The organism is Acinetobacter sp. YH12086 (genome assembly GCF_013419345.1).
GTDB lineage: Bacteria > Pseudomonadota > Gammaproteobacteria > Pseudomonadales > Moraxellaceae > Acinetobacter > Acinetobacter amyesii.
In genome coordinates, this window is record NZ_VPAF01000020.1 from 1 (window position 1) to 24,124 (window position 24,124).

The 24,124-nt window shown below is 36.6% G+C and carries 18 protein-coding genes and 1 pseudogene; 6 read left to right on the forward strand and 13 right to left on the reverse strand.

The window, feature by feature from the left end; all coding sequences use genetic code 11:
* Window positions 1-449 precede the first annotated feature (449 nt).
* The 3 genes from FTU29_RS15440 (at window position 450) to FTU29_RS15450 (ending at window position 6,355) form a co-directional block, all read left to right on the forward strand.
* On the forward strand, window positions 450-1,613 hold the full coding sequence (locus FTU29_RS15440) for an efflux RND transporter periplasmic adaptor subunit (protein ID WP_077109212.1): 1,164 nt from the start codon (window positions 450-452) through the stop codon (window positions 1,611-1,613).
* The gene (locus FTU29_RS15445) at window positions 1,610-4,714 is read left to right on the forward strand and encodes a multidrug efflux RND transporter permease subunit (protein ID WP_269465455.1); all 3,105 of its coding nucleotides are present in this window, start codon (window positions 1,610-1,612) and stop codon (window positions 4,712-4,714) included. The genes FTU29_RS15440 and FTU29_RS15445 overlap by 4 nt, the downstream gene beginning before the upstream one ends.
* A 126-nt stretch (window positions 4,715-4,840) precedes the next feature.
* Complete coding sequence (locus FTU29_RS15450; RefSeq protein WP_020752726.1) at window positions 4,841-6,355, forward strand: MFS transporter; 1,515 nt, start codon at window positions 4,841-4,843, stop codon at window positions 6,353-6,355.
* Between the two features lie 103 nt (window positions 6,356-6,458).
* On the opposite strand, the gene adeS is transcribed toward FTU29_RS15450, so the two are convergent.
* From adeS to FTU29_RS15490, 8 genes are all read right to left on the reverse strand, one after another.
* Window positions 6,459-7,574 (reverse strand): two-component sensor histidine kinase AdeS, encoded by a 1,116-nt coding sequence (gene adeS, locus FTU29_RS15455; protein ID WP_107008550.1) that lies wholly within the window; start codon window positions 7,572-7,574, stop codon window positions 6,459-6,461.
* The gene (adeR, locus tag FTU29_RS15460; RefSeq protein ID WP_020752724.1) at window positions 7,564-8,292 is read right to left on the reverse strand and encodes an efflux system response regulator transcription factor AdeR; all 729 of its coding nucleotides are present in this window, start codon (window positions 8,290-8,292) and stop codon (window positions 7,564-7,566) included. The genes adeS and adeR overlap by 11 nt, the downstream gene beginning before the upstream one ends.
* A 123-nt stretch (window positions 8,293-8,415) precedes the next feature.
* The gene (locus tag FTU29_RS15465) at window positions 8,416-9,672 is read right to left on the reverse strand and encodes a hypothetical protein (protein ID WP_020752723.1); all 1,257 of its coding nucleotides are present in this window, start codon (window positions 9,670-9,672) and stop codon (window positions 8,416-8,418) included.
* 71 nt (window positions 9,673-9,743) lie between these two features.
* Window positions 9,744-11,183, reverse strand: a complete 1,440-nt coding sequence (locus FTU29_RS15470; protein ID WP_020752722.1) for a hypothetical protein — start codon at window positions 11,181-11,183, stop codon at window positions 9,744-9,746.
* Window positions 11,170-12,276: a TniQ family protein gene (locus tag FTU29_RS15475; RefSeq protein WP_020752721.1), complete on the reverse strand. Its 1,107-nt coding sequence runs from the start codon at window positions 12,274-12,276 to the stop codon at window positions 11,170-11,172. The genes FTU29_RS15470 and FTU29_RS15475 overlap by 14 nt, the downstream gene beginning before the upstream one ends.
* Window positions 12,277-12,294: 18 nt before the next feature.
* Window positions 12,295-13,215, reverse strand: a complete 921-nt coding sequence (locus tag FTU29_RS15480; RefSeq protein WP_020752720.1) for a TniB family NTP-binding protein — start codon at window positions 13,213-13,215, stop codon at window positions 12,295-12,297.
* 4 nt (window positions 13,216-13,219) lie between these two features.
* Window positions 13,220-15,124: a Mu transposase C-terminal domain-containing protein gene (locus tag FTU29_RS15485; RefSeq protein ID WP_107008552.1), complete on the reverse strand. Its 1,905-nt coding sequence runs from the start codon at window positions 15,122-15,124 to the stop codon at window positions 13,220-13,222.
* A complete protein-coding gene (locus FTU29_RS15490; RefSeq protein WP_038346575.1) occupies window positions 15,125-15,835 on the reverse strand; it encodes a TnsA endonuclease N-terminal domain-containing protein in 711 nt (236 codons plus the stop codon).
* A gap of 158 nt (window positions 15,836-15,993) precedes the next feature.
* Between FTU29_RS15490 and FTU29_RS15495 the strand changes: the two are divergent.
* Window positions 15,994-16,647: pseudogene (locus FTU29_RS15495) on the forward strand (ATP-binding protein); the annotation flags it as partial.
* A gap of 43 nt (window positions 16,648-16,690) precedes the next feature.
* On the opposite strand, the gene FTU29_RS15500 reads toward FTU29_RS15495, so the two are convergent.
* On the reverse strand, window positions 16,691-17,422 hold the full coding sequence (locus tag FTU29_RS15500; RefSeq protein ID WP_180122733.1) for a TorF family putative porin: 732 nt from the start codon (window positions 17,420-17,422) through the stop codon (window positions 16,691-16,693).
* Between the two features lie 396 nt (window positions 17,423-17,818).
* Entirely contained in the window at window positions 17,819-18,595 is a 777-nt protein-coding gene (locus FTU29_RS15505; protein WP_180122735.1) for a TorF family putative porin, read from the reverse strand.
* A 715-nt stretch (window positions 18,596-19,310) separates the two neighbouring features.
* Here FTU29_RS15505 and FTU29_RS15510 point away from each other — a divergent pair.
* Window positions 19,311-20,645, forward strand: a complete 1,335-nt coding sequence (locus tag FTU29_RS15510) for an OprD family outer membrane porin (RefSeq protein ID WP_180093174.1) — start codon at window positions 19,311-19,313, stop codon at window positions 20,643-20,645.
* 101 nt (window positions 20,646-20,746) lie between these two features.
* On the opposite strand, the gene ppa is transcribed toward FTU29_RS15510, so the two are convergent.
* Both ppa and FTU29_RS15520 read right to left on the reverse strand, forming a co-directional pair.
* Window positions 20,747-21,283, reverse strand: a complete 537-nt coding sequence (ppa, locus tag FTU29_RS15515; RefSeq protein WP_078189469.1) for an inorganic diphosphatase — start codon at window positions 21,281-21,283, stop codon at window positions 20,747-20,749.
* Between the two features lie 114 nt (window positions 21,284-21,397).
* Entirely contained in the window at window positions 21,398-21,796 is a 399-nt protein-coding gene (locus tag FTU29_RS15520) for an MAPEG family protein (RefSeq protein WP_078189470.1), read from the reverse strand.
* Between the two features lie 108 nt (window positions 21,797-21,904).
* On the opposite strand from FTU29_RS15520, the gene FTU29_RS15525 reads away from it, so the two are divergent.
* Entirely contained in the window at window positions 21,905-22,294 is a 390-nt protein-coding gene (locus tag FTU29_RS15525; protein WP_078189471.1) for a hypothetical protein, read from the forward strand.
* A gap of 58 nt (window positions 22,295-22,352) precedes the next feature.
* Here the strand turns inward: FTU29_RS15525 and FTU29_RS15530 are convergent, their stop codons facing one another.
* On the reverse strand, window positions 22,353-24,032 hold the full coding sequence (locus tag FTU29_RS15530; RefSeq protein ID WP_180024224.1) for a long-chain-fatty-acid--CoA ligase: 1,680 nt from the start codon (window positions 24,030-24,032) through the stop codon (window positions 22,353-22,355).
* Between the last annotated feature and the right edge of the window lie 92 nt (window positions 24,033-24,124).

The window sequence follows — 24,124 nt, forward strand, 5'->3', positions numbered from 1 at the left end:
TTCTTGACTCAAGCATTAATGCAGTACGATCTTCAAAGTTAAGATGATGGTATGACAATTTTATATACTCCATAAACCCTTTAAATTAATTAGGTGGTTTATGTCGCACTTCAAGTTTTACTCTGCCCAGCTTGTTTTAAAACTTCTACTTCAAAATGATCCATTAGCTTCTTTATTACTTCTTTTTAAATAGATAACTCATATAAAGAATAGTATGAAATATATCTAAAACTTCCAACAGGTTTCTCAATCAACCAATATTAATAAAGTTATTATAAAAGAATAATTTAGCTTAACAAAATCAAGTGTTTATTATTAATAATAGTTTCAGCCAAATTAAAATTACTTCCCATTTAACAGTTTTCTCCACACAATCTCCACATAACATTAGCAATTCATAAACACTGCTATTTCAAAATAGTAGCATCTAAAACTCTCTCTGAAAAAACATGCAAACATGTCATCATTTAATAAGTTCAATACTTATTACAACTGTACTTTTGATCGGCTGTACACAATCCAAAGATGCTGAACAGTCCGCAGCAGAAATGCCGCCGGTGGTGGTCAGTACCATCACTGTATTACCGCAATCTATGAATGTAATTGAAAATCTTCCCGGCCGTGTTACAGCTTACCGGATTGCTGAAATTCGTCCGCAAGTAGGTGGAATTGTTGATAAAGTGCTTTTTAAACAAGGCTCTTATGTGCAAGCAGGTCAACCACTTTTTAAATTAAATTCTGAAATCTTTCAGGCAGATGTAAAAAGCAATCAAGCTACTTTAAACCGTGCACAAGCTGAGGTGACACGTTTGCAGGTGCTGTTAAAACGCTACACTGAATTGGTAAAAGTAAATGCGGTTAGTCAGCAGGAATACAACAATACGGAAGCAGATTATAAAAAAGCAAAAGCCGATGTGGCGCAAATGCAAGCTATGTTAAGTAGACAGCAGCTCAATCTTAAATATGCCACTGTCACAGCACCCATCTCAGGAACGATTGGTGAAATCTTAGTGACTGAAGGTGCATTGGTTGGTCAAGGCGATAGCAATGCGATGGCCGTAATACAACAGATTAATAAAGTCTACGTCGATGTAAAGCAATCAATTAGTGATTATGAAAAGCTACAGGAAGCTTTGCAGCAAGGTGACGTGTCAAACATCAAACATACGGTTGAAATCCTGAATAGTCAGGGTAAACCTTATAATGTCACAGGTGAAATCCTATTTTCAGATACTAAAGTTGATCCTGACACGGGTGATGTCACGATTCGTATTCTAGTCAATAATCAAAATCAAAAACTTTTGCCAGGCATGTATGTTCGAGTCAATATGAGCCGAGCTCAAGTTGAAAATGCGCTGTTAGTACCTGAACAAGCGATTCAACATGATATTAATGGTAAAGCCAATGTTACGATTGTTAATCAAAAAGGTTTAGCGCAAAGCAAGCCTATTCAGCTTGGTCAACGTTATCAAAATAGCTATGTAGTAACACAAGGATTACAAGCAGGCGAAAAAGTTATTGTTGAAGGCGCTGATCGTATACAGCCTGAGCAAAAACTAAAAATTAAGCAGTGGCAACCTACAAATACTCAGGAAAGTGGAGGCAAGAAATAATGTCTCAATTTTTCATTAAGCGTCCTGTTTTTGCATGGGTGATCGCTTTATTTATTATTTTGTTAGGTGTACTCAGTATTCCCAAGTTACCTATTGCAAGATTTCCGAGTGTTGCGCCACCACAGATCAGTATTACTGCAATCTATCCAGGTGCTACCCCAAAGACACTGAATGATAGTGTTGTGACATTGATTGAGCGGGAAATGTCAGGTGTCAAGAACTTACTGTATTACAGTTCAAGTTCGGATAGTTCTGGAACAGCAACAATCACCGCAACCTTTAAACCAGGCACAGATGTAGAACTGGCACAAGTTGATGTACAAAACAAAATTAAAGCCATTGAGTCGCGCCTACCCCAAACAGTTCGACAACAGGGGCTGATGGTTGATGCTGCATCATCTGGTTTTTTAATGATGGTGGGGTTGAGTTCACCAAATGGCAAATATAGTGAAATTGATGTCAGTGACTATATGACTCGCTATGTAATTGAAGAATTAAAACGGGTCGAAGGTGTTGGTAAAGTCCAAAACTTTGGTGCTGAGAAAGCCATGCGAATTTGGGTCGATCCAGACCGCTTGGTCTCTTATGGATTGAGTATTCAAGATGTGAATACAGCCATCCAAAACCAAAACTTGCCGATATCACCGGGTCGTATTGGTGATGTTCCTGCGTTGAAGGGGCAACAAATCACCATTCCTTTGACTGCTCAAGGTCAATTAGAAACTGTAGAGCAATTCAAGAACATTAGTTTACGTGCTCAACAAAATGGTGCCATTGTTCGATTATCGGATGTTGCTCGTGTCGAAATTGGTGCGCAAATGTATAACTTTGCGATTTTAGAAAATGGTAAAGCCTCTACAGCTGTGGCGATACAAATGAGTCCTGGTGCCAATGCTGTTAAGACTGCAGAGGGTGTAAAAGCAAAAATTGAACAATTAAGTCTAGCATTGCCTGATGGTATGAAATTCTCTATACCTTACGACACTGCACCTTTTGTAAAAGTTTCGATTGAAAAAGTAATCATGACATTGCTTGAAGCTATGGCTTTAGTTTTTATTGTCATGTTTATTTTCTTACATAATGTTCGATACACCTTAATTCCAGCGATCGTTGCACCGATTGCATTGCTTGGCACATTTTCAGTCATGCTACTTGCAGGTTTTTCGATTAATGTGCTGACCATGTTCGGCATGGTGCTTGCGATTGGGATTATTGTCGATGATGCGATTGTGGTCATTGAGAATGTTGAACGAATTATGGCGACAGAAAGTTTATCTCCAGTTGAAGCCACATCTAAAGCCATGAAGGAAATTACCAATCCGATTATTGGTATTACCTTAGTGTTAGCCGCTGTATTCTTGCCGATGGCATTGGCGTCAGGCTCGGTGGGGATTATCTATCGCCAATTCACCATTACCATGTCAGTTTCCATTTTATTCTCAGCTTTCCTTGCATTGACATTAACCCCTGCGTTATGTGCAACAATGTTAAAACCGATTGATCAAGACCATCAGAAAAAAGGTGTTTTTGCATGGTTTGATCGCAGTTTTGAGAAGCTGAACAATCGCTACGAACGTAGTTTATTTAAAGTAATTAAACATAAAACCCTCGCAATGTTATGTTTCTTAGGCATTGTCATTGTGCTGATTTTTAGTTTTAAACACGTTCCGACTGCGTTTATGCCAGAAGAAGATCAGGGGTGGTTTATGACTTCAATTCAGCTTCCTGCGGATGCAACTCAAGAACGTACCCGTAAAGTCGTTGCTGAGTTTCAAAATCATTTAGACCAAGAAACGGGTATTAAAGACAATATGGCAGTCTTAGGTTTTGGTTTTAGTGGTTCTGGTCAGAATACAGCGATGTATTTTACTAATCTATTGCCATTCGAAGAGCGTACTATTACGGCACAAGAAGTCGTGAATAATGCAAATATAGCGATGGCTGAAAGTTCAGAAGGTCAAACCATGTCTGTGTTACCACCAGCCATTGATGAATTAGGTAACTCATCTGGTTTTTCACTGAGATTATTAGATCGTGGCAATATTGGCATGCCTGCTTTAAGAGAAGCGCAAGATCAGCTTTTAGCATTAGCAGCACAAAGTAAAATCGTGGCGGAGGTCTATCCTGAAGGTTTGCCAGATGGCAGTTCTGTACAGCTTAAAATTGATAGAGATAAATTGCAGGCATTAGGTGTTAATTTCAGTGATGTGACCGATATTATTTCAACCTCAATGGGTTCGATGTACATCAATGACTTTCCAAATCAAGACCGCATGCAGCAAGTCATAGTGCAGCTTGATTCCAAATCACGCATGAGTATTGAAGATATTCTTCAGATTAAAGTGAACAGTCAAAGCGGTAAATTGGTTTCAATGTCTGAAATAATTACACCCATTTGGCAACATTCACCACAACAATACAATCGTTACAACGGTCGTCCATCATTGAGTATTTCTGGCAGTCCAGCAGCAGGTGTATCTTCAGGACAAGCCATGACTGAGATGGAAAATTTGATTAAACAGCTTCCGAAAGGTGTGGGTTATGAGTGGACTGGGATTTCTCTAGAAGAAAAACAGTCGGAATCACAAACCTTGTTTTTATTACTGTTGTCGATGTTAGTCGTTTTCCTTGTCTTGGCAGCACTTTATGAAAGCTGGTCAATTCCATTCTCTGTGATGCTAGTTGTCCCTCTAGGGTTGATTGGCGCCTTTTTAGCAGTAATGTTACGTGGTATGCCAAATGATATTTTCTTTAAGGTCGGCATGATCACGATTATTGGTCTATCTGCAAAGAATGCCATTTTGATTGTTGAGTTTGCAAAAGCATTAAGAGAAGAAGGAATGGGTTTAGTGGAGGCAACCGTTGCAGCCGCTAAATTGCGCTTACGTCCAATCCTAATGACATCTTTGGCATTTACCTGTGGCGTTATTCCTTTAGTCATTGCCAGTGGCGCTAGTTCTGAAACTCAAAAAGCGATTGGTACAGGCGTCTTTGGCGGCATGATCAGCGCAACAATTCTAGCTGTTATTTTTGTACCGATTTTCTTTATTGTCGTCATGAGCATGGTTGAGAAATTCTCGAAACGTAAAGCGGCACATTAAGCATCAAAACTGAGAATAAAAGCTAAATATAAAAGCTGTGGGTTAACGAGTTTAGCCCACAACAAATCTTTCATTTACATCTTTATTTCAGAATTGATTTAATAAACCATCAATATAGGTTTGATCATGAAAGCTACGAATCTTGATCCGAAACGCTGGTGGATATTGCTCGCTGTCGTGCTTGCATTTCTGCCGATTGTGATTGATATGACTGTACTGCATGTTGCGGTTCCATCATTAACCCAATCATTGAGTGCCTCAAGCAACCAAGTCTTATGGATTATTGATATTTATCCATTACTTATGGCTGGACTTTTAGTTCCGATGGGAACTTTGGCTGATCGTGTCGGCAATCGTAAGATTCTGCTGATTGGCTTGGTTATATTTGGAATTGCCTCAGTCCTTGCGGCATTTTCCCAAACGGCTTCTATGCTGATTGCCGCACGTGCTTTATTAGCATTAGGCGGTGCCATGATTATGCCCTGTGTATTGGGTATTATTCGCAGAACCTTCGAAGACAGTCGCGAACGTGCCATTGCGCTGGGTATTTGGGGCACAATCGGATCAGCCGGTGCCGCCATTGGACCGCTCATTGGTGGTGGATTGTTAGAATATTTCTGGTGGGGTTCAGTTTTCCTCATTAATGTCCCAATCATGTTAGTTGTCGCCCCAATGTGCTATTTCTTATTATCCAAAAATGAAGCTGTAACCTCTGGACATTGGGCATTTGGTCAGGCGCTATTGCTAATTTTCGGTTTGGTTTCATTTGTATATGCGCTCAAAGCAGGCTTAGGCGGTAAACAGTCGTTGTTAATTGTCCTTCCTTTAGTCATTTTTTCTATTGGATTATTAACCATATTTGTACGCAAACAGCTGAATTCTCCTCAACCGATGCTAGATCTTTCACTATTTTCACGCCCTGCTATTTTAGCAGGCATTATTATGGCAATGGTTGCTGCAGGCGCTTTGGCAGGTGTGGAATTAACCTTAGCGATGGAGCTGCAATATGTCATTCGTTTAACACCACTACAAGCTGGTCTTTTTATGGTTCCGATTATGGTTGCTGCTGCTATTGGTGGGCCTATTGCTGGATTTTTATCTAATAAATTCGGACTGCGTCTAGTTGCAACATTTTCATTAATATTGGCAGCAATTGCGTTGATCAGTTTGAGTTATTCAGATTTTCATCATCCGGGAATTATTGTTCCCTTTATTTTAGCTTCAATTGGACTCACTCTAAGTATCGGTTTAACAGCTTCATCCATTGCGATCATGGGCTCAGTACCTGCAGAAAAGGGCGGTGCGGCAGGTTCACTTGAAAGTACAGGTTATGAACTGGGTACAGGACTAGGTATTACTTTATTTGGTGTTTTCATGGCCTATATATTTGGCAGTCATCTTCAAGTGCCGTCAGATTTAACTGCTGTTTTAGCAGAAAAAGCCAGACTATCGATTGGTGATACCTATTTAGTGGCGAGCCAGTTACCCGTTGAACAAGGTACAGCATTGATTAACGCAGGTAAAATTGCCTTCAGTTCAGCTCATGTTAATTTATTATTAACAGCAGGGATTATCATCGGCATACTCTCCATTGTGGTATTTTTTATGCTAGCGAAATATCGAGATGAGAATTCATTGTAATGAAATTTATTTGAGGATCATCAAACAGAATGGTTAAGTTCAGACATCAATTTATCTTAAATTTATGGTTTAAATGAAGCCGTATTGATCTGAACTTAACACATTATAAATGAGTTGATGTCTTACGATTTATACGATTTAGTTGAATAGTAAAACAGCTGCCACCTAAGTTTTTGGATTTAGAATAATAAATATGACCTTGGTGTGCTTCAATAATTGCATCAATCACTGCCAAGCCTAATCCAGTACCGCCATCTAGACGTGATCTAGAGTCTTCCAGACGATAGAATGGCTTGAACAGATGTGCAAGATGCGATTCATCAATACCAGGACCTTCATCTTCAAACATTAATAGCCAATGTTCTGCTGTGGCCATCGTTGTAATATTGATTTGTCCAGCATTCGAATATCTTAGAAAATTAGAAAATAATGCAATAAAGACTTGTTCCATCCTTCTTATATCAACGCAAACCAATTTATCCGTCAAATTTAAAATAATAGTTAAACCTTTAACCTGAAACCGTTCATTAAACATCTGCAGACATTTTTCAATACTATCTTTTAAATTGGTCTTTTCTAGTTCTAAACGTAATTGTTTATTTTCAATAAGTGTCAGTGTCCGTAAATCTTCCACAAGGTAAGATAAGCCTTCGACTTGGTTCAATAAGCTTAGGTGTAAAGCTTGATCGGCAATAAATATACCATCGACAATACCTTGCAAGCGACCTTGTAATATTGTCACAGGTGTTCGTAATTCATGTGCAATTGCAGCATTCCAAACAGTTGAATTCTTAACTGATACTTCAAGTTGGTTTGCCATTTCATTGAAGTTCTCAATAAGGGACTTGATTTCATGTGGAATATCATGATGTGGCTGTTTAATTCTGAGTGCTAAATTACCTTGTTGAATTTGTTGAATAACATCTGCTAAATCACTAATTGGCTGTGTATAGCGTTTTCCATATTTAAAGGCGAGGATAGTAGAAAGAAAAAAGCCTGTTAATAGCACTAAAAACAGCCAGATAAAGTCAACATAGGTAACTGAAAATTCATTTGAATTAATAACTTGCGTATTTAGAAAACCTATTTTTATCGCCCAGCTATAAACAAAATAGCCAATCATGAAAGATAACAGCGTAATGCCTAAATTGAGTAGGCTCATCATGATAATAAACTGGAAGTTAATTCCAACTGAATTTTTAAAAAAGTTAAATTTCATGATTTTGATCTAAGCGATACCCCACGCCACGGACATTGATTAATAAACCATTTACATAATTTTCTTCAAGTTTTTTGCGTAATTTGCTGATATGGCTATCTACAGTGCGATCTAAAGCATCACTTTCAGGCATACAGTTTTGGATCAATTCATTGCGTGTAAAGACTTTATTTGGTGTTTTTGCCATCAAAACCAGTATCTTATACTCAGTTAACGTAAGGTTGAGCAGCTGATTTCTTTGACCATTTGAAATGTAAACTTGATGATGATCTGGATTAATTTCAATATTTTTATAACGAATAATATTAGTTATTTCCGTATTTTGGCTTGTACTTCGTCTAAGTACGGCTTGTATTCGCGCAATCACTTCATTTGGGTTAAATGGTTTAATAATAAAATCATCAGCACCCATTTTTAGCCCCATGATCTTATTCACTTGATCATCTAAGGCAGTCAGCATAATGACAGGTAAATGACTTGTTTGACGGATGATTTGTAGAATTTCCCAGCCATTTAGTTTGGGTAATTTAATATCAAGGAGAATCAGGTCTATAGAGTTGGCTTTTAAGCACTCTAAAGCTTGTTGTCCATCCAATGCACGGATGACCTTCATGTTTTCATTTTTTATGTATTTTTCAAGAATGTCACCAATATCATAATCATCTTCTACAACGAGAATTACGCTATTTTCAAAGCTATGTTGTAAGTTCTGATACATACAAGTTATTCGGATAAAATCTTGGTAAGTAAATAGTTTAACAGTTTGAATTGTAAATTTCAGAATAACTGAATTCTACTTCTGCTTACCCAATACATTGAGAAAAATGTACCTGAGCTTCAATTACTCACTAGGTTTCTCATCTTTTTTCTTCTGAATCAAATCCCATATAGAGAAATCAGGCTTAGCTTTATCAGAATGTTCCGCAGGGTTAACTTTAAATGCTTCAAGATTGATTTCTAAAAGTTTTAATTTAAGCTCCTCTGAACCAGTAACTCCTAACTTTTCAAGCTCTTGAATTTCTGTTTTGTACCGTTCATAAGATTTAGCCAATGCTTCTTTATGAGAATATTCTTGCTCTAATTTAGAAAAACGATTTAAATTTATATTCGCAATTGTTGCAATCCAAATCAAAGGTGCGTTGATCAATAATTTGAATAAGAATGTATCCCACTTCATATTCAAAAAATCTGATTTATCAAACAAATAAAAATTAAATCCAAAAATTGCTAATACAACTAATACAAATACAATAATACTGATGAATTGTCCTTTTTTGGCTTCTTGTCCTTTTACAACAAAACCACCTGCAAGCCCTGCTTCACTTGATAATCCAATAACTGATTTTGCTCGCTCCTCAACATTTTTTAAATTTTCTAACCTTTTATCCAAATCTTCACTTAATGCAGTAATGTTTTTTTCTTCATTACCATAAATTTTGTCATAAAAATTTTGGACTCTCGATAACTGAAAATTTATCTGCTCATTTTTACTTTTATTATCAGGATCATCAGAAATAAATAAATCGTCATAGTATGCAACTAACTCATTAATTTTTCTTTCGTATTCTTTAACTTTCGTTTCACCATTATCATTTAGTTCATCAAACAATTTGTCATATTGATCTAAAATTTTATCAATTACATAATTTACTCGATCAACTTTAGAAGTATCCTCACCATTTCGATCAAATAATTGACTATAAGCTGTGTGAATTTTTTCGGACTCAACTTCCAAAATATCTAGATTATCTTCATTGGTTACTTCTAATATACGAGAATAAATAGAACTACCATTTTCATCATTAGCTAAAACAGATTGAATTTTTTCAATAGCAATTAGAGACTCATCTAATTTGGCTTTTAGTTGAGATAACTCATTCGTTTTATTAATTAAACTTTGTTGGTGAGCTTTAATCTTATCTAATTCACCTTGTAAAAGTGAACTAACAGTATGCCGATTATCTGTTAAATCTCTTAAGTCAGACCTCAAAGAATACATGGATGATAAATGATCATTTAAAGCCCTAAGTTGTGCTAATCCTTCACGTAGTTTTTTTTCATCACTTTCTTTCAGACCAAGCAAATCCTTTAAGCCCATTTTTTTCTCTTAATTAATGAATTATCAAAATATTAAACTAAATTATATATCGAAGTATTGAAACTTTAGACTTACTTTTTAAAAGATGGATCAATGTTCTTAGGCAACCAATAATTTTGGTTATTGTACAAAACATTATAGCCATCTTTTATTTCAACGATCATTTCCAACTTGATCTTCAATGAATCCTGATAACTCATCTCATGGAATAGTTGTAAGCCATTTTTCACCCATACCATGACATTGAAATCAGTATTTGGGCTGAGCATCGAGATCAATTCTTTTTCCAATTTCCGCTTACTTGCTTCTTTTATGAAGTTAGAATGCTTTAAGGAAATATAATCAATATCCGTATCATATTGATCGTTTAAGAAATTAATAAACCCTGTTAATGCAGCAGCCTGACCTGAATACTCATTTAAATAAGCTTTTACTTTTGCCAAATCTGGCAGTAATTGCTTATCCTGAATAGATAACATCAATGCAACAGCAGGCTTCATTGCAAGCCTTACAGATCGAGCAGATGTTTTTCCTTGATGCATTTTTTCATCGAGCTTTTGCTTATAAGCAAATACAACATCAAAAGCCAATGAGGGCTGCGGTAACTGATCAATCAACTTATTGGCTTGATCTATCTCAGAACATTCATTTTTATTTATAGTTGAGATTTTTACCCCATGCATTTGATCGAGCCACTGTGTTACTAATTCAAACTTTCTAAGTCCACTCGTCCGTAAAGTCAACAATAATTGGTCTGCATCAGGAATATTACTCTCCCATAACATTTCTGTTTTAATAAAAAAATGAGTATGTTTATTCAAATACAAAGCTGCTTGATGTGCTCCAACTAAATCGACCAACCAAAGCACGTAGTTTTCATATTGTTTTTTTAAAAAAGATGACTCGAACAAATAAATATTTTGATGGAACTTTGACCATAGATTTTTAATCCAGTAGCAATCATCACATAGATCACCGCATCCTGCTGAGATCATCGTTTTACATTCAATACAAGGTTTATTCGGTTGAGTTATACATTTTTTACAAACTTTATTTCCTTTTTCATCTAACTCTAACAAGCGATATTTATGACATGAAGGACATGTTTCATAATCCCTTGTTGAACATTTCGGACAAACTCTGAGGTCATCATTAAAGCGTGATATTTTCGTTAATTTTTGCGATTGAACATTGCATCGCTCACATCGTTCAACCTCTCTAAAATAAACAGAACAACTATTACAAACGACCCCATACTCTGTAAGCGTTCCTATCGGTCTGTTAACTTGATTGCATCTTATACAAGGTTGTTTTTTAATACATTCATTACAGATCGCTTGATCATCATTTTTAGGTAATCGAGCAGATAACCCACATTTTGGGCAAAGACATTTTTTAAAAATTCGAGCATAACAAGTTGAGCAATATTTTTTCCCTTTATATCTTTTTTTTAGTTGGGTAACTGATTTTTCACACCCATTACATAACTGCTCAATATTAATCTCCGCCAAGCTTATGACTCCGTTTCTTTCTTGATTTTCTTAACAAATTAAGCCACTTACGTTGCACGGTTTTTTTTGCTTTTGGTTTTCCATTATGAGAACTCACACGTTGTAAAGCATATACTCTTATAGGCTTGATCATTGCTGATTTCATTTGTTGAAGTTGAATCGGTAGTTTTTTACGCTTATCCCAAAAATTTGCACTACTAATCCCGTACTCATAAGAGCGGTCAATAATCAACTCACATGGGATTTTCATAATTTCATTCAAGATGGAAAGCAAAATTATACGTTCGTTTGTATTTAAATATTCGAAAGCAATTGGTGTGAAAGGAGTTATGGTATTTAAATTTATACCAAAGCTCTTAAACATTTCAATAAGTTGAATATTATCTGTATCTACAAGTAATCTGATTTCACTTATCCATGCACGAGCAATCGCAAACCATTCGGTAGCTGAAATATTTTGATTATTATATAAACCTGAGCCTTGTTTTAAAACGTTATCTGCATTTTTTTGAAAATCTAAAATTTGAATATTGCTAGGTTGTGGCTGATATAAAGTCAAATTAAAATGGCATGAGAAACATACTGCTAATGATCCATGCTCTAAATCTATTTTAAATGGCTGAATGACTACACCGCAATTCGGACAATGATCAATTAAATTTATTTGATGTTTTTCACAACAACAATGCCACCCCATTCGCCACATTAACCGTAAATAAGCTGATCTACCATCACTTTCAAAACATTGAGTACACACCTGCCGACCTGAAAAATTTGATCTACTACGCTGACCTAAACTTAAAACCCATCCACTATTTGAACTCTTAACTAGATAGGGAGCCACATTAGTTAGCATTGTTTTCAAAATTTTTTGTTTATCATCAAAAGAATGTACAAATAATAATTCAAGCCGATCTTCCGTCATACCTCGATCAAGATCAATCGTTAATGCTCTCCATCTACCCCACAATGCTTCTATAAGTGTTAAAGGGGAACATCCCATGTCTAAGGCTGAACGAATGAGCCATGATGATAATACTTCACCTTGTTCAATGGGGGTATGTATAAACCAATTTTGAGCATAATTAGGCATATTACACCCTCAATAATACTAAATAGAATTAAGCTGAATAGTGCGAATATTACGAGCACCCTCTGTTGGTTTAAGCCACTTGAATTTTTTAACAATTTCGAGGGTAATTTCTTCTTTACCAGTCAATATTGCTTCTTTTGCACATTCCACCAATAAACGATTTAAATCACCAAAATTACCACCTGAAATTTCATAGAGTAAGGTCGCAATTTCTTGTGATGCCAAGTTTGATAATTTTTTTAGGGGAAGTAAGCGAACATAACTTAAAAGAAGTCTTAAAAAATCCGCATCCAATTTCCATAAAGGCAAATCTATAATTTCAAAGCGACTGGCATACTGAGTATCCGTATGAAGAATAAGAGATGCATCACGAGTACCAACACCAATGATATTCATACTAAGTTCATTGCTTAGCGTTTTAAGTGTATTCATCACTTCTTGCCGTTGCCTAGCACTCCCACTTAAACAATTATGCAACTCATCAATAATTAACATTTTGGTTTCATATTTACGCAGTAGATGGGTTGCTTGATACCTTAATTTGCTTTCAGGATCAGTGACACGAAAAGGGACAAAAAAATGATCTAAGATATTAATATATAAATCTTTTACATTTGCCCTAGCAGGGGCTTGAATAGGAATGACTGGTTTAGTCAATGACATAAGCTGCATGTCCATATCATCAACTCTCTTAGTATAGTATTCTTTTGCAAACTCATGAATAATCTTAGTTTTTCCCATATTTGAATCACCAACAATTAAAAGACATTCTGGTCTTAATTTTCTAGGTCGTTTCAAAATATCAGTCAGTGTATTCAAAACTGCAATTGCTTTCTGATAACCAATCCACCGATCCTCATAAAGAATATTAATTCTTTCAGCATCACTAAGAATCATAGTGTCAAGGACATGCTCAGCAAGGTAATCATATTGTTTCATGGTCTTACCTCAAATCGTCAAAAGCAGTTAAATTTTGATCCCATAAACTATTTTGTGACTTTGGAGCATCTACATTTGTATGGATAACTGAATTATTTTTATTTTCATGGTGTAGTGCAGCAACTATCTTACCATTCTCTTTTTTTCTTTGATTCATTCGGCGTTGCTTTTTAGTTAAAGTCACGGCTTGATCTACTTTTTCACGGAGATAAATAATTGCTCTGTAAATAGCATCTTGATCAACTGTATCTAATCGCTCACTCTTAAGATATGCTTGGACTTGTCTATATTCATGCAATCCGATTGATGGAATTTCACGTTTGGCTGTAGGTACTTTAAAATATGTATTTGTATTCGGTTCATAAAACCAAATCATTGAAATATCACGAGGATCTCTTTTAAAAATAAACTTTCTTTTACGCTTTTTCTCATCGTCAGTTGGATCAATCGCATTGATCCAAGGTCTTAAACAATCAGCAAAATAAAAAAGTTTATCTTTTTTTACGCCCGTTCTTTGAATGGTTGATTCAAATTCAGGGGCGAAATCCAAAAATAGTGTTGCTTCATCCGCAACCCTTTCTTTTAAACCAGTACCAACTTTAAATTTTGTTCCCCAAATACCCTCTTCCCACATTTGTTGTGGCGGAATTTCAAGTATTGAATGCTTGCTTTTATGATAAACATTTACAATCCAATAGACGATGTAATGTTCTAATTCACGAAGTGTTAAACAAGCATTCTTAGCGGAATCATAAGTTCCTTTTTCAAAAATATTAGATTTAGTCGTTCCATCTAAAACATGCATTTCAAGATTTACGATTCCAAGTAAACGCTCAATATGCCCACCATATTTTGCACCACCAATAGGTCGATACTCCCAATTAATATCGTACTTTAGACATGCTTTATGCAGATGGTTTGTTCTAAAATCAGAACCATTATCAGAATGGACTGAATCCATAATACCTTCGATATCCCACTCACCATCCACATCTAACTCAAGCAGTTTTCTTTTCTTTGAAATAATGGCTGATGAAATACACATTGCTACCGATGTTGCACTTGGAGCTTCTAAAGAAAGGTAATAACCAACAATCATTCTACTAAAAACATCAATTGCTAATGTCAAATATGCCTTGCCTATTGTTTCACGGTATTGTTCATCAACGATTTCTATATCTAAAGGAGTGTGATCAATCTGCACATACGCCAAAGGATAGTCTGCATTCGGAAAAGTCCCTGCTGATGCTTCATACTTATCTTTAGCAGCCTTTTTTCCGTATCTTGCCTTAGTCACTTCATAGCCATTAAGGGCTTCAATTCTATAGCGAATCGTATTGTCATGAGGTGGTTCAATTTTTCTTTTGAAGCACTCAAGCTTCACTTCCAAAATTGTTTTGGCAACACTTGGCTTTAAACTTGTTAAATACTTAGTATGGATCGCTTGTTGAATAATATGATTTAATTCAGGCGACAACCTTGTTTTTTCTGTTGTCCAACCACGTTTTTTTGGGACTAAAGCTAAGATAGACTTGTTTTCTCGGTAAGCTTTAAGCCATTTCCAAATAGTATTTACATGAAGATTATGTTCACTTGCAGTCTTCTTAACCGCCTCAACTGTGGAATAGTCAATGAGTTCCCTAATAATTTCATAATGATCTAAAGCGATTTGCCATGACTCAGCAGAAATATCCTCACCTTGGTTAAGCTTAGAATTATCTTCACTTAAAACAGATAATTCCCTTATGTTCACTTGTAAACTTCGAGCAGATTCCAAATTTGCAATCACGACATCTTTTGCATTTAAAATATTGATAATTTTATATTTATTACCTTTATAACCAACAATTGCATTTGGTTTAATAACTAGGCGTTTTCTATCAATCTTTACTGAATCATCCTGTATCATTTAAATAACTCCTTGTGCTTTAGAGCCATCATTTACCCAAATAACAGTTTCAGTAGTAAAAGGGTTATATAGATCGCAAGCAAGTATATTTTTTGAAATTAAAACCCATATTTGGCGAATAGCCTTTAATACATTTTTTTCATCTTTAAAAATATAAGCAGGCAATTGATTAACTGTTGAAAAGCCTAGTTTTAATAAAGTTTCAATTAATACTCTCTGATCTACCTCATCAACATGAGAACGTCTGAATCTTTTTAAAAAATTGATATTTTCCCAATATTGATCATACAAACGAGACTCATCAATAATTTTGAATTTCCATGCCTTTTCAGAAGCTAAAGCATAAGCTGCCCTAAATTTTGGTCTAAGGGTATTCCAATCTTCCTTTAATTTTTTTCTAGGCTTAATTTCAATCAATAATGGTGCAGGAAAGAAATCAATATCATTATAAATTGCACTTGAAAATTGCACCAAATAATCAGGGGTATATACCGATTCATTTCCTAATTCAGTTATATAAGGAATAGAAATAGGCTGTTCAACCACATCAATAACATTACTGTTATATTCTTGCTTAAAAAGAAAATCACGCTCCAAAGTGGATTCAAACCAAATCGTTTTTTCTCCCCTAAAAGAGTAATTCCCCGAAATACTTCCGTAAACGGTTTGGGCTTTTCTAACGGGACTATATTCATCACTTATTCTTTTCATATCAGACCTCAAGAGTAATCTACTAGCCCCTATTATTGTAGTTTTGTAATCTACTAGCCCTTATTATTGTAAAAACTAGCTTTTATTTCTGTACAAAACGACATGCAACTAGCTGAATTTATATAATGCCACTAGCTTCTATTATTGTAAATGACAGCGGATCAAATCCTAAACCGGGTGAAATCACCTTGGCACATTTAGGGGTTTTATTTTTAGATGAGCTGCCGGAATTTGATCGAAAGGTGTTGGAGGTATTACGGCAACCACTCGAATCCAAAGAAATTGTGATTTCACGGGCTTCTCGTCAAATCACCTTCCCTGCAAATTTTCAATTGATCGCGGCAATGAATCCTTGTCCATGCGGCTATGCCTTTAACCAAGACAGCCGCTGTCAATGTAGTGCTGAAAGTATTAAACGCTATCAAAACCGTATTTCAGGTCCATTATTAGATCGTATTGACTTACATATAGATGTCCCGCCACTGGCAGCACATGAATTACAAAGTTCACAAGAGGTTGAAAGTTCAAGTACGGTTAGGCATCGTGTCATTCAAGCTTATGCTTTACAAATAGAGCGTCAGCAAAAATCCAATATGGCACTCACGCCGACGCAATTGGAACAACAGGCGGTTTTGGATGCTACTGCACAGAATATTTTACAGTTAGCCCAGCAGCGCATGAATTTATCTGCACGTGCTTATCATCGGGTATTACGTGTGGCTAGAACCATTGCCGACTTGGCTCAAAGTGAACACATTCAAGCTCAACACGTTTCTGAAGCACTGTCCTATCGAAGCCAGCTCAATACTTAAAAAAATGGCGACCCTAGGTCGCCATTTTTAATGCTTTTTAAAATTAAAATTCGTATTTCAAGCCAAATACGACTTTATTCTTTTGTTTTTCATCCAGACGGTCATAACCACCCACGATATAATCCATATTTACGCTCGCACCAGTGTCACCCAATGGATGACTTAAACCTGCTGTAAAATGACGGAAGCCAAAGTCTTCAGTGGTTTCTACAAATTCGTCATCATCACCATATGCATATAGGCCCAATGAAGTATTTAGCGTGAAATCTTTTGGCAATGCATAGCTATAGCTACCTAAGATATACGTATCGCCCTTGTTACCCCAAGTCGTATTTTGCGTTAAGGTTTGCGCAGTTACGCTAAAGTCTTTGTAGTTCAATCCTAAAAGTGTTTCGAAACCATCTGAATCAACATCCGATTCATAGTAGTAATAATACGTACCACCGACGGTATAACCTAAATCTTCAGTAATTTTGCCGTTATAACCTGCATAAAAGTCATGTTCAAAAGAATCACGCCCTTCTTCACCAAGTGCATAATCTAAAGTTGAACCCCAGTACCCAGCATAGAAGCCTGACGCATGGCTATAGTCCAAACCACCTTGAATAGTTGCGCCGCTATTTTCAGGTACATTGGTAATACCACGTAAATTATAGCTAGACAGTACGCCGATATTTCCGGATACAGAATGCTCAGAAGCTGGCGCTTCAGCAAAAGTAAATGTCGATGCTGGTCCTAGTACAGCGATTGATAAAGCTTTAAGTGCAAATTTCATGGTTTGTTCCCCCACATCGTACGACGACGTATTTTTTGGTTATTTCGTTGAACTCAATGAGGTATTAGCAAGCGCTGTGCCATGTTTAAAAATAAGCGCATATTTTTTTTATAAAAGTCACCATTTTGGTTTATCAAAAACCAATATATTACTGTTTTTATTAATTATTTTTTAATTATCCTATTTAAACTTTTATCTCTACAATTTTTTTTAGAATGCAGATTGTCAACTATTCAGATTATTTAAATCTTCGGGTTGATAGTTGTAACAGGATTTTAAAAATGCGCTTTTTTGAGTATATTTTTTCAACACCGATCTCAAAAATGCATAAAAAAAGTGCACAATCACCATTATGCACTTTCAAGAATATGACCGAATACGATCAACTCGTTAATGTTAGAAAGAATAGGTCAATCCAACCACAACGTTATCATCTAATTGCTCGCCTTCACGATCTTTACCGCCCCATACATAGTCAGCAGCAATTTCAAATCCAGTATCAGCAATCGGTTTACTCAAGCCTAAACGTGCTTCAGTGAACACCACATCTTCTGTGGTTGTTAATAGGCTGTCATCACGACTGTCATTAAAAACAGAAACACCAAGCGATGAATTTAATGAAACATTATAAGGTAATGCATAGCTATAAGCAGCATTCAGATATACATCTCCTGCGTTGCCATAATTAACATCAGACAACAATACAGCCATGCTTGCAGTTAAATCTTTATAACTTATGTCCTGAATAAATTCGACGCCCGTTGTGCGACGCTTTTCAGAGCGGTCATCGTTATAAACTGAACCGCCACCTTGATAGACATAGGCCATCACTTGTGACTTATAGCTCCAATCTTCATTCAGTTCACGTCCATATCCAACATAGAAATCATGTTCAAAACCATGTGACTGACTGTCGTCCGTAGGGTCATAGTTGAGTGTAGAACCCCAATAGCCCGCGAACAGCCCACTGTTGTGTGCATATTCAAGTCCGGCTTGTAATGCCGCTTGATCATTTTCTTCACTCGCACGGTACACATATTTGTTTACCACGCCCAAACTTCCAGACCAATTCCCTTGTGCAGTTGTGGCTTGTTCAGTTTGTTCTGCAAATGCAGGGACTGTACCTAGGGTCACTAAAATACTTAAAATTGCTTTTTTATAAAATTGAATCATGTTTAGTCCCCACATCGGATCGATCGTGGATTGGGTTGAGTAAAATTTAGCGCCGATTTTAATCGATTTTACCGCACTGTATAGCCCCTTTTTTCTTATTTTGATAAATTAAATCATTTAAAAACAAAGGTGAGATTATATAAAACAGTAAAAAATAAGGTATTGATTCATAAAATATCTTTTATCCAATTCGAGTATTTAAAAATAATTTAATTCCTTCATTCATATGTATTTATCACGGTTTATATCACCTTTTTTTAATTGTATTTTTATGGAAGATATTACTTACTACAGAGCCATGTTTTACGATCTATTTTTGAAAAACAAGCCAAGATTGCTTGCTTTGACTGGACATAGAAATCCCCCCCCTCAACTATTTTTATAATTTTCGATCAAAAGCCAACTTTGTATTCAGCACAAAATGGCGATAAGAATGATAATAAATCAGCAAGTTAAATGAAAGTTTTTACCATTTTTTATATTTTTTTATGATAAGCAATGAATAAACTTCTCTTTAGCTTAATATATATTCAACTTAAATAAACTATCTGTTAAACAACAATAACATACGAAACATTTGCTTATTACAGATTGACCGATGATCTGAATGTTTTCTAACTTTAGTGTAATAAGCGCATTAAAAATAGTGATTTTTTTAAGAAAAAATATACAATCGCACTACATATTAACCAAATTTGCATGAGGCTCTCTCCCAATGCTTAAAGCTCAACAACTAACACTTGCAGTATTAGTAAACGCTGCTCTTATTTCTACTGCTTTTGCTAGCGAACAAAGTGAATCTAAAGGCTTTGTGGAAGATGCTGAAGGCTCTGTATTGTTCCGTACAGGTTACATCAACCGTGACAAAACTAATTACATTGACAATGATACTAGTGCAGTAAAACGAGTAACAGATACCAGCTCAGCTGCTCAGTCTGCGATTGTAAAACTTGAATCTGGTTTTACAAAAGGTATTATCGGCTTTGGTGTAAATGTTACTGGCGACGCTTCATTCAAATTAGGCAGCAATGATAATGCTGGCAATGGCATGATTCCGCTTCATAACGGCGGAGCTAAAGATGCAAATGGTGATGTAGACGCCTATGACCATTGGGCGCGTGGCGGAGCTAGCCTTAAAGCACGAGTATCAAATACAACTGTTGAATACGGCACCCAAGTTCTAGATCTTCCTGTACTTGCGTCTAATACAGCACGTATGGTTCCAGAATATTTCACTGGTGTTCTTGCGAAAAGCCGTGAAATTGAAAATCTAGAATTGGTTGCTGGTAAATTCACAGAGAATCAATATTCAGATCAAATCAATACTGATGGCCGTCATCTAGATAATGCAATCGTTTGGGGTGCAAAGTACAAATTTAACGATCAGCTTAATGCATCTTACTATGGCTTAGACAGTGAAGATGCGCTTGAACGTCACTACATCAATGCAAACTACACATTGCCTTTAGCTGAAAAACGCTCATTAAATGTAGACTTCAATGGCTACCATACTGAATGGGACGAGCAAGCTGGAACTTATTCTTCAACAATTGGTAATAAAAATGTTGACGGCCGCAGCAATAGCATCTGGTCTCTTGCAGGTACATTAAACCAAGGCGCTCACTCAGTCATGCTGGCTTACCAACAAAATACAGGCAACACTGGTTATGACTATGGCGAAAATGCTGATGGCGCACAGTCAATCTATGTAGCTAACTCATACTTATCTGACTTTGTGGGGAACCATGAAAAATCGGCACAAGTTCAATATAACTTAAACTTTACTGATTATGGTGTGCCAGGCTTGAACTGGACTTCTGCATTCGTTTATGGCTGGGATATTAAAGTCAACAATTCAGCAAAAGAAGGTCAAGAGCGCGAATTCTTTAACCAAGTGAAATATACTGTTCAATCTGGTTTTGCTAAGGACGCAAGCTTACGTGTACGTCATTCTTACTACCGCGCAAGTGATAACTACCAAGCTGGTAACTATATCGGTGATACAAACGAATGGCGTTTATTCTTAGACATCCCTGTGAAATTATTTTAATTTCGCAGCTACTCTAAGATAGCAAAAAAAACCTGCACACTGTGCAGGTTTTTTTATGAGCATCGATTTTATCTAAAAACGATGCTCAGCTTAAAACAATATTATTTGTTCGCAGCTTTGTAAGCTTCAATTGAGCTAAGTACTTCTTGTTTCGCAACATCAGCACCTTCCCAACCACTTAACTTAACCCATTTACCAGGCTCTAAGTCTTTGTAGTGTTGGAAGAAATGTTCAATTTGATTGATCAATAATGCAGGAAGATCTGTATATTCTTGAACATCTTTATAAAGCGGAGTCAATTTGTCGTGTGGAACCGCAACGAGTTTTGCGTCAACACCACCGTCATCTTCCATGTTCAATTTACCAACAGGACGGCAACGAATTACAGAACCTGGCTCTACTGGATGTGGAGTTACCACAAGTACGTCTAGTGGGTCACCATCCAAAGATAATGTATTTGGAACATAACCATAGTTCGCTGGGTAGAACATTGCAGTACCCATGAAACGGTCTACAAATAACGCATCAGAATCTTTATCGATTTCGTATTTGATTGGTGCTGCATTTGCAGGAATTTCAATAATGACATAGATGTCGTTTGGTGCATCTTTACCCGCTGGGATATTGCTGTAGCTCATAGCATCACTCTTTAAACAAGTTAAATCTTTTAATCCGGCACAATTATAACGGTTTTATCGCTTTTTTTGTGATTTTAGCGATCATGCTGATAATTTAATCATCAAGCTGAACATTTAGCTTAATTTAATGACCAATAACATCAGGCAAATTGGGCATAACATCGACAAGGTCCAAATGATTGAACGTAAAGTTGCCCAATTCGCTAAATAACATAGCCCATAAATAACGCGTAAAACGAGATAGGCAATCCCAAAGGTCATGATGTATTGTTGATGAATCACCATGTATTCAGCCATTAGAATAGCCGCAATAAATAAAGGTAAACTTTCAAAACTATTTTGCTGCACTGCATGTGCGCGGCTCGCCAATCCTGTAGAGCGCGCTAAAACTTCACGTGGATTTTGATTATCACTCGACTTAAAACCTGCAGCTCGCTTCGCAATAAATGTAAATACATATGGCAATAAACAAGCGGCCAAAATGAGATAGATGATCCCACTGATGCTGTGCATGTGTTTTTTCTCAGGAAGATTTTTATGGCTGCTATAATACCATGGCATTTCGTGAATAATTTTTGTTAAATATAGTGTTTTTATAATCGGCAGATGAAAGGATCCTCTATGAGTACTTCTGATCAAGATCAATTATTTGAAGTTCTTGAAGAGCAAAAACGCCATCAGCTTCGCGTCGATCGTGTTTTAAAAATTGTCATTCCTGTGACTGCATTTTTACTTGCTGTGATCTGTGCCAACTTAAATGTATGGTCGACTGTTTTCAGCTTTGTCATCATGTGGATTGCATTCTATGCAGTTTCCATCAAGCAACTTCCCCTTTGGCATTGGGTCATTGTCATTGCACTATATTGTTTAGTCGACAATATTTTAACCTATGGCAGCTATAACCAATCTGGCTTTAGTCGTCAGTTCGGCGCGATGTTTATTTTCTTAGGTGTTTTTGGTGTAGGACGTCGCTACTTTGATCGCTGGTCGATGAATAAAGGCAAGCTTTAATGATCAAAATTAAAAGCGATAAAAAAAGCGCCCGAAGGCGCTTTTTTTATGCATTATATTATGCTGTTTTACGCAAATCTTTACGTAGAATCTTACCAACATTCGATTTTGGTAATTCATCCATAAATTCAACATAACGTGGGCGTTTATAGCCAGTTAAGTTTTCTTTTGCGAATGCCAAAACTTCTTCAGTCGTTAAAGATGGATCTTTTTTCACAACGAATAATTTAGGTACTTCACCTGATTTTTCATCAGGAACACCAATCGCAGCAACTTCTAGTACTTTTGGATGTTTTGCAACAACTTCTTCAATTTCAGAAGGATAAACGTTGAAGCCAGACACCAAAATCATGTCTTTTTTACGGTCTACAATCTTCACATAACCGCGTGGATCCATGACACCAATGTCACCTGTACGGAAGAAACCGTCCGCCGTCATTACTTTGGCAGTTTCATCTGGACGGTTCCAATAGCCTTTCATGACTTGAGGACCACGAATCGAAATTTCACCTTGCTCACCTTGAGCAACTTCATTGCCATCATCATCTAGAATAGCAACTTCAGTCAGTGGCAATGGAATACCAATCGTACCGCTGAATTCCATTGATGCTGGAGGGTTTGCAGTTGCAACAGGTGAAGTTTCTGATAAGCCATAACCTTCGATGATATTGGTACCGGTAACTTTCTTCCACGCTTCTGCAGTCGAAGGAAGTACTGCCATACCACCACCCATCGCCATTTTTAGCTTGCTGTGGTCAAGTTGCTTGAACTCTTCATTGTTCACCAAAGCATTAAACAAAGTGTTCACTGCTGGAAAGAATGAAGGTTGGTATTTACGTAATTCTTTCATTACCGCAGGTAGGTCACGCGGGTTAGGAATCAATACGTTCGCCTGACCTTTGTACATGCCGTAAAGTGCACACACCATAAATGCAAAGATGTGATACAGCGGTAATGCACAGAAGATACGATCATCTGGCTGACCATCTTGCTGACCAAATTTACTTTGGAAAATACCATCACACTGCAACATGTTTGACACAAGGTTACGATGTGTTAATTCTGCGCCTTTAGATACGCCAGTTGTACCACCAGTATATTGAAGTACTGCAGTATCACTTAGAGTTAAGTTTGGACGTTTGTAATTGTTTGCACTCACTTTAGACATTGCTGCATTAAAGCGAATATGACCTGGAATGTTCCAAGCTGGAATTTGTTTACGTACTGAACGTAATACAAAGTTAACCAATGTACCTTTCAGCGTACCAAGCATGTCACCCACAGATGCCACGATCACGTGTTTTACTGGGGTTTTACCAATAATCGCTTGGTAAACAGATGCAAAGTTTTCAATGATAACCAATGCCTCTGAACCAGAGTCATTTAATTGATGCTCAAGTTCACGAGAGGTATACAGTGGATTCACGTTGACCAATACCAGGCCAGCGCGGAATACACCCAATGCGACAACAGGATATTGAAGAACGTTCGGCATCATAACTGCAACGCGTGAACCTTTAGCCAAACCTAAGCTTTGCAAATAAGTTGCAAATTTACGGCTTGCTTCATCAAGTTCTTTAAAAGTTAAGACTTTATCCATGAAGATAAAGGCATCTCTTGAGCCAAACTTCTGAAAATTACGCTCAAAAATATCGACCAATGAGGTATTTTCTGCGGGTAATTCTACAGTTTCTGGAATCCCTGTCTTTTGGTATTCAGCGAACCAAATCTTTTCCATAACGCCCAATTCTCCTGTCGTAATCCTTAATAATCCAACTGTTTTTTTTCAATATTAAGCGGTCATTATTTAACTTGTTTGTGCTTAATATT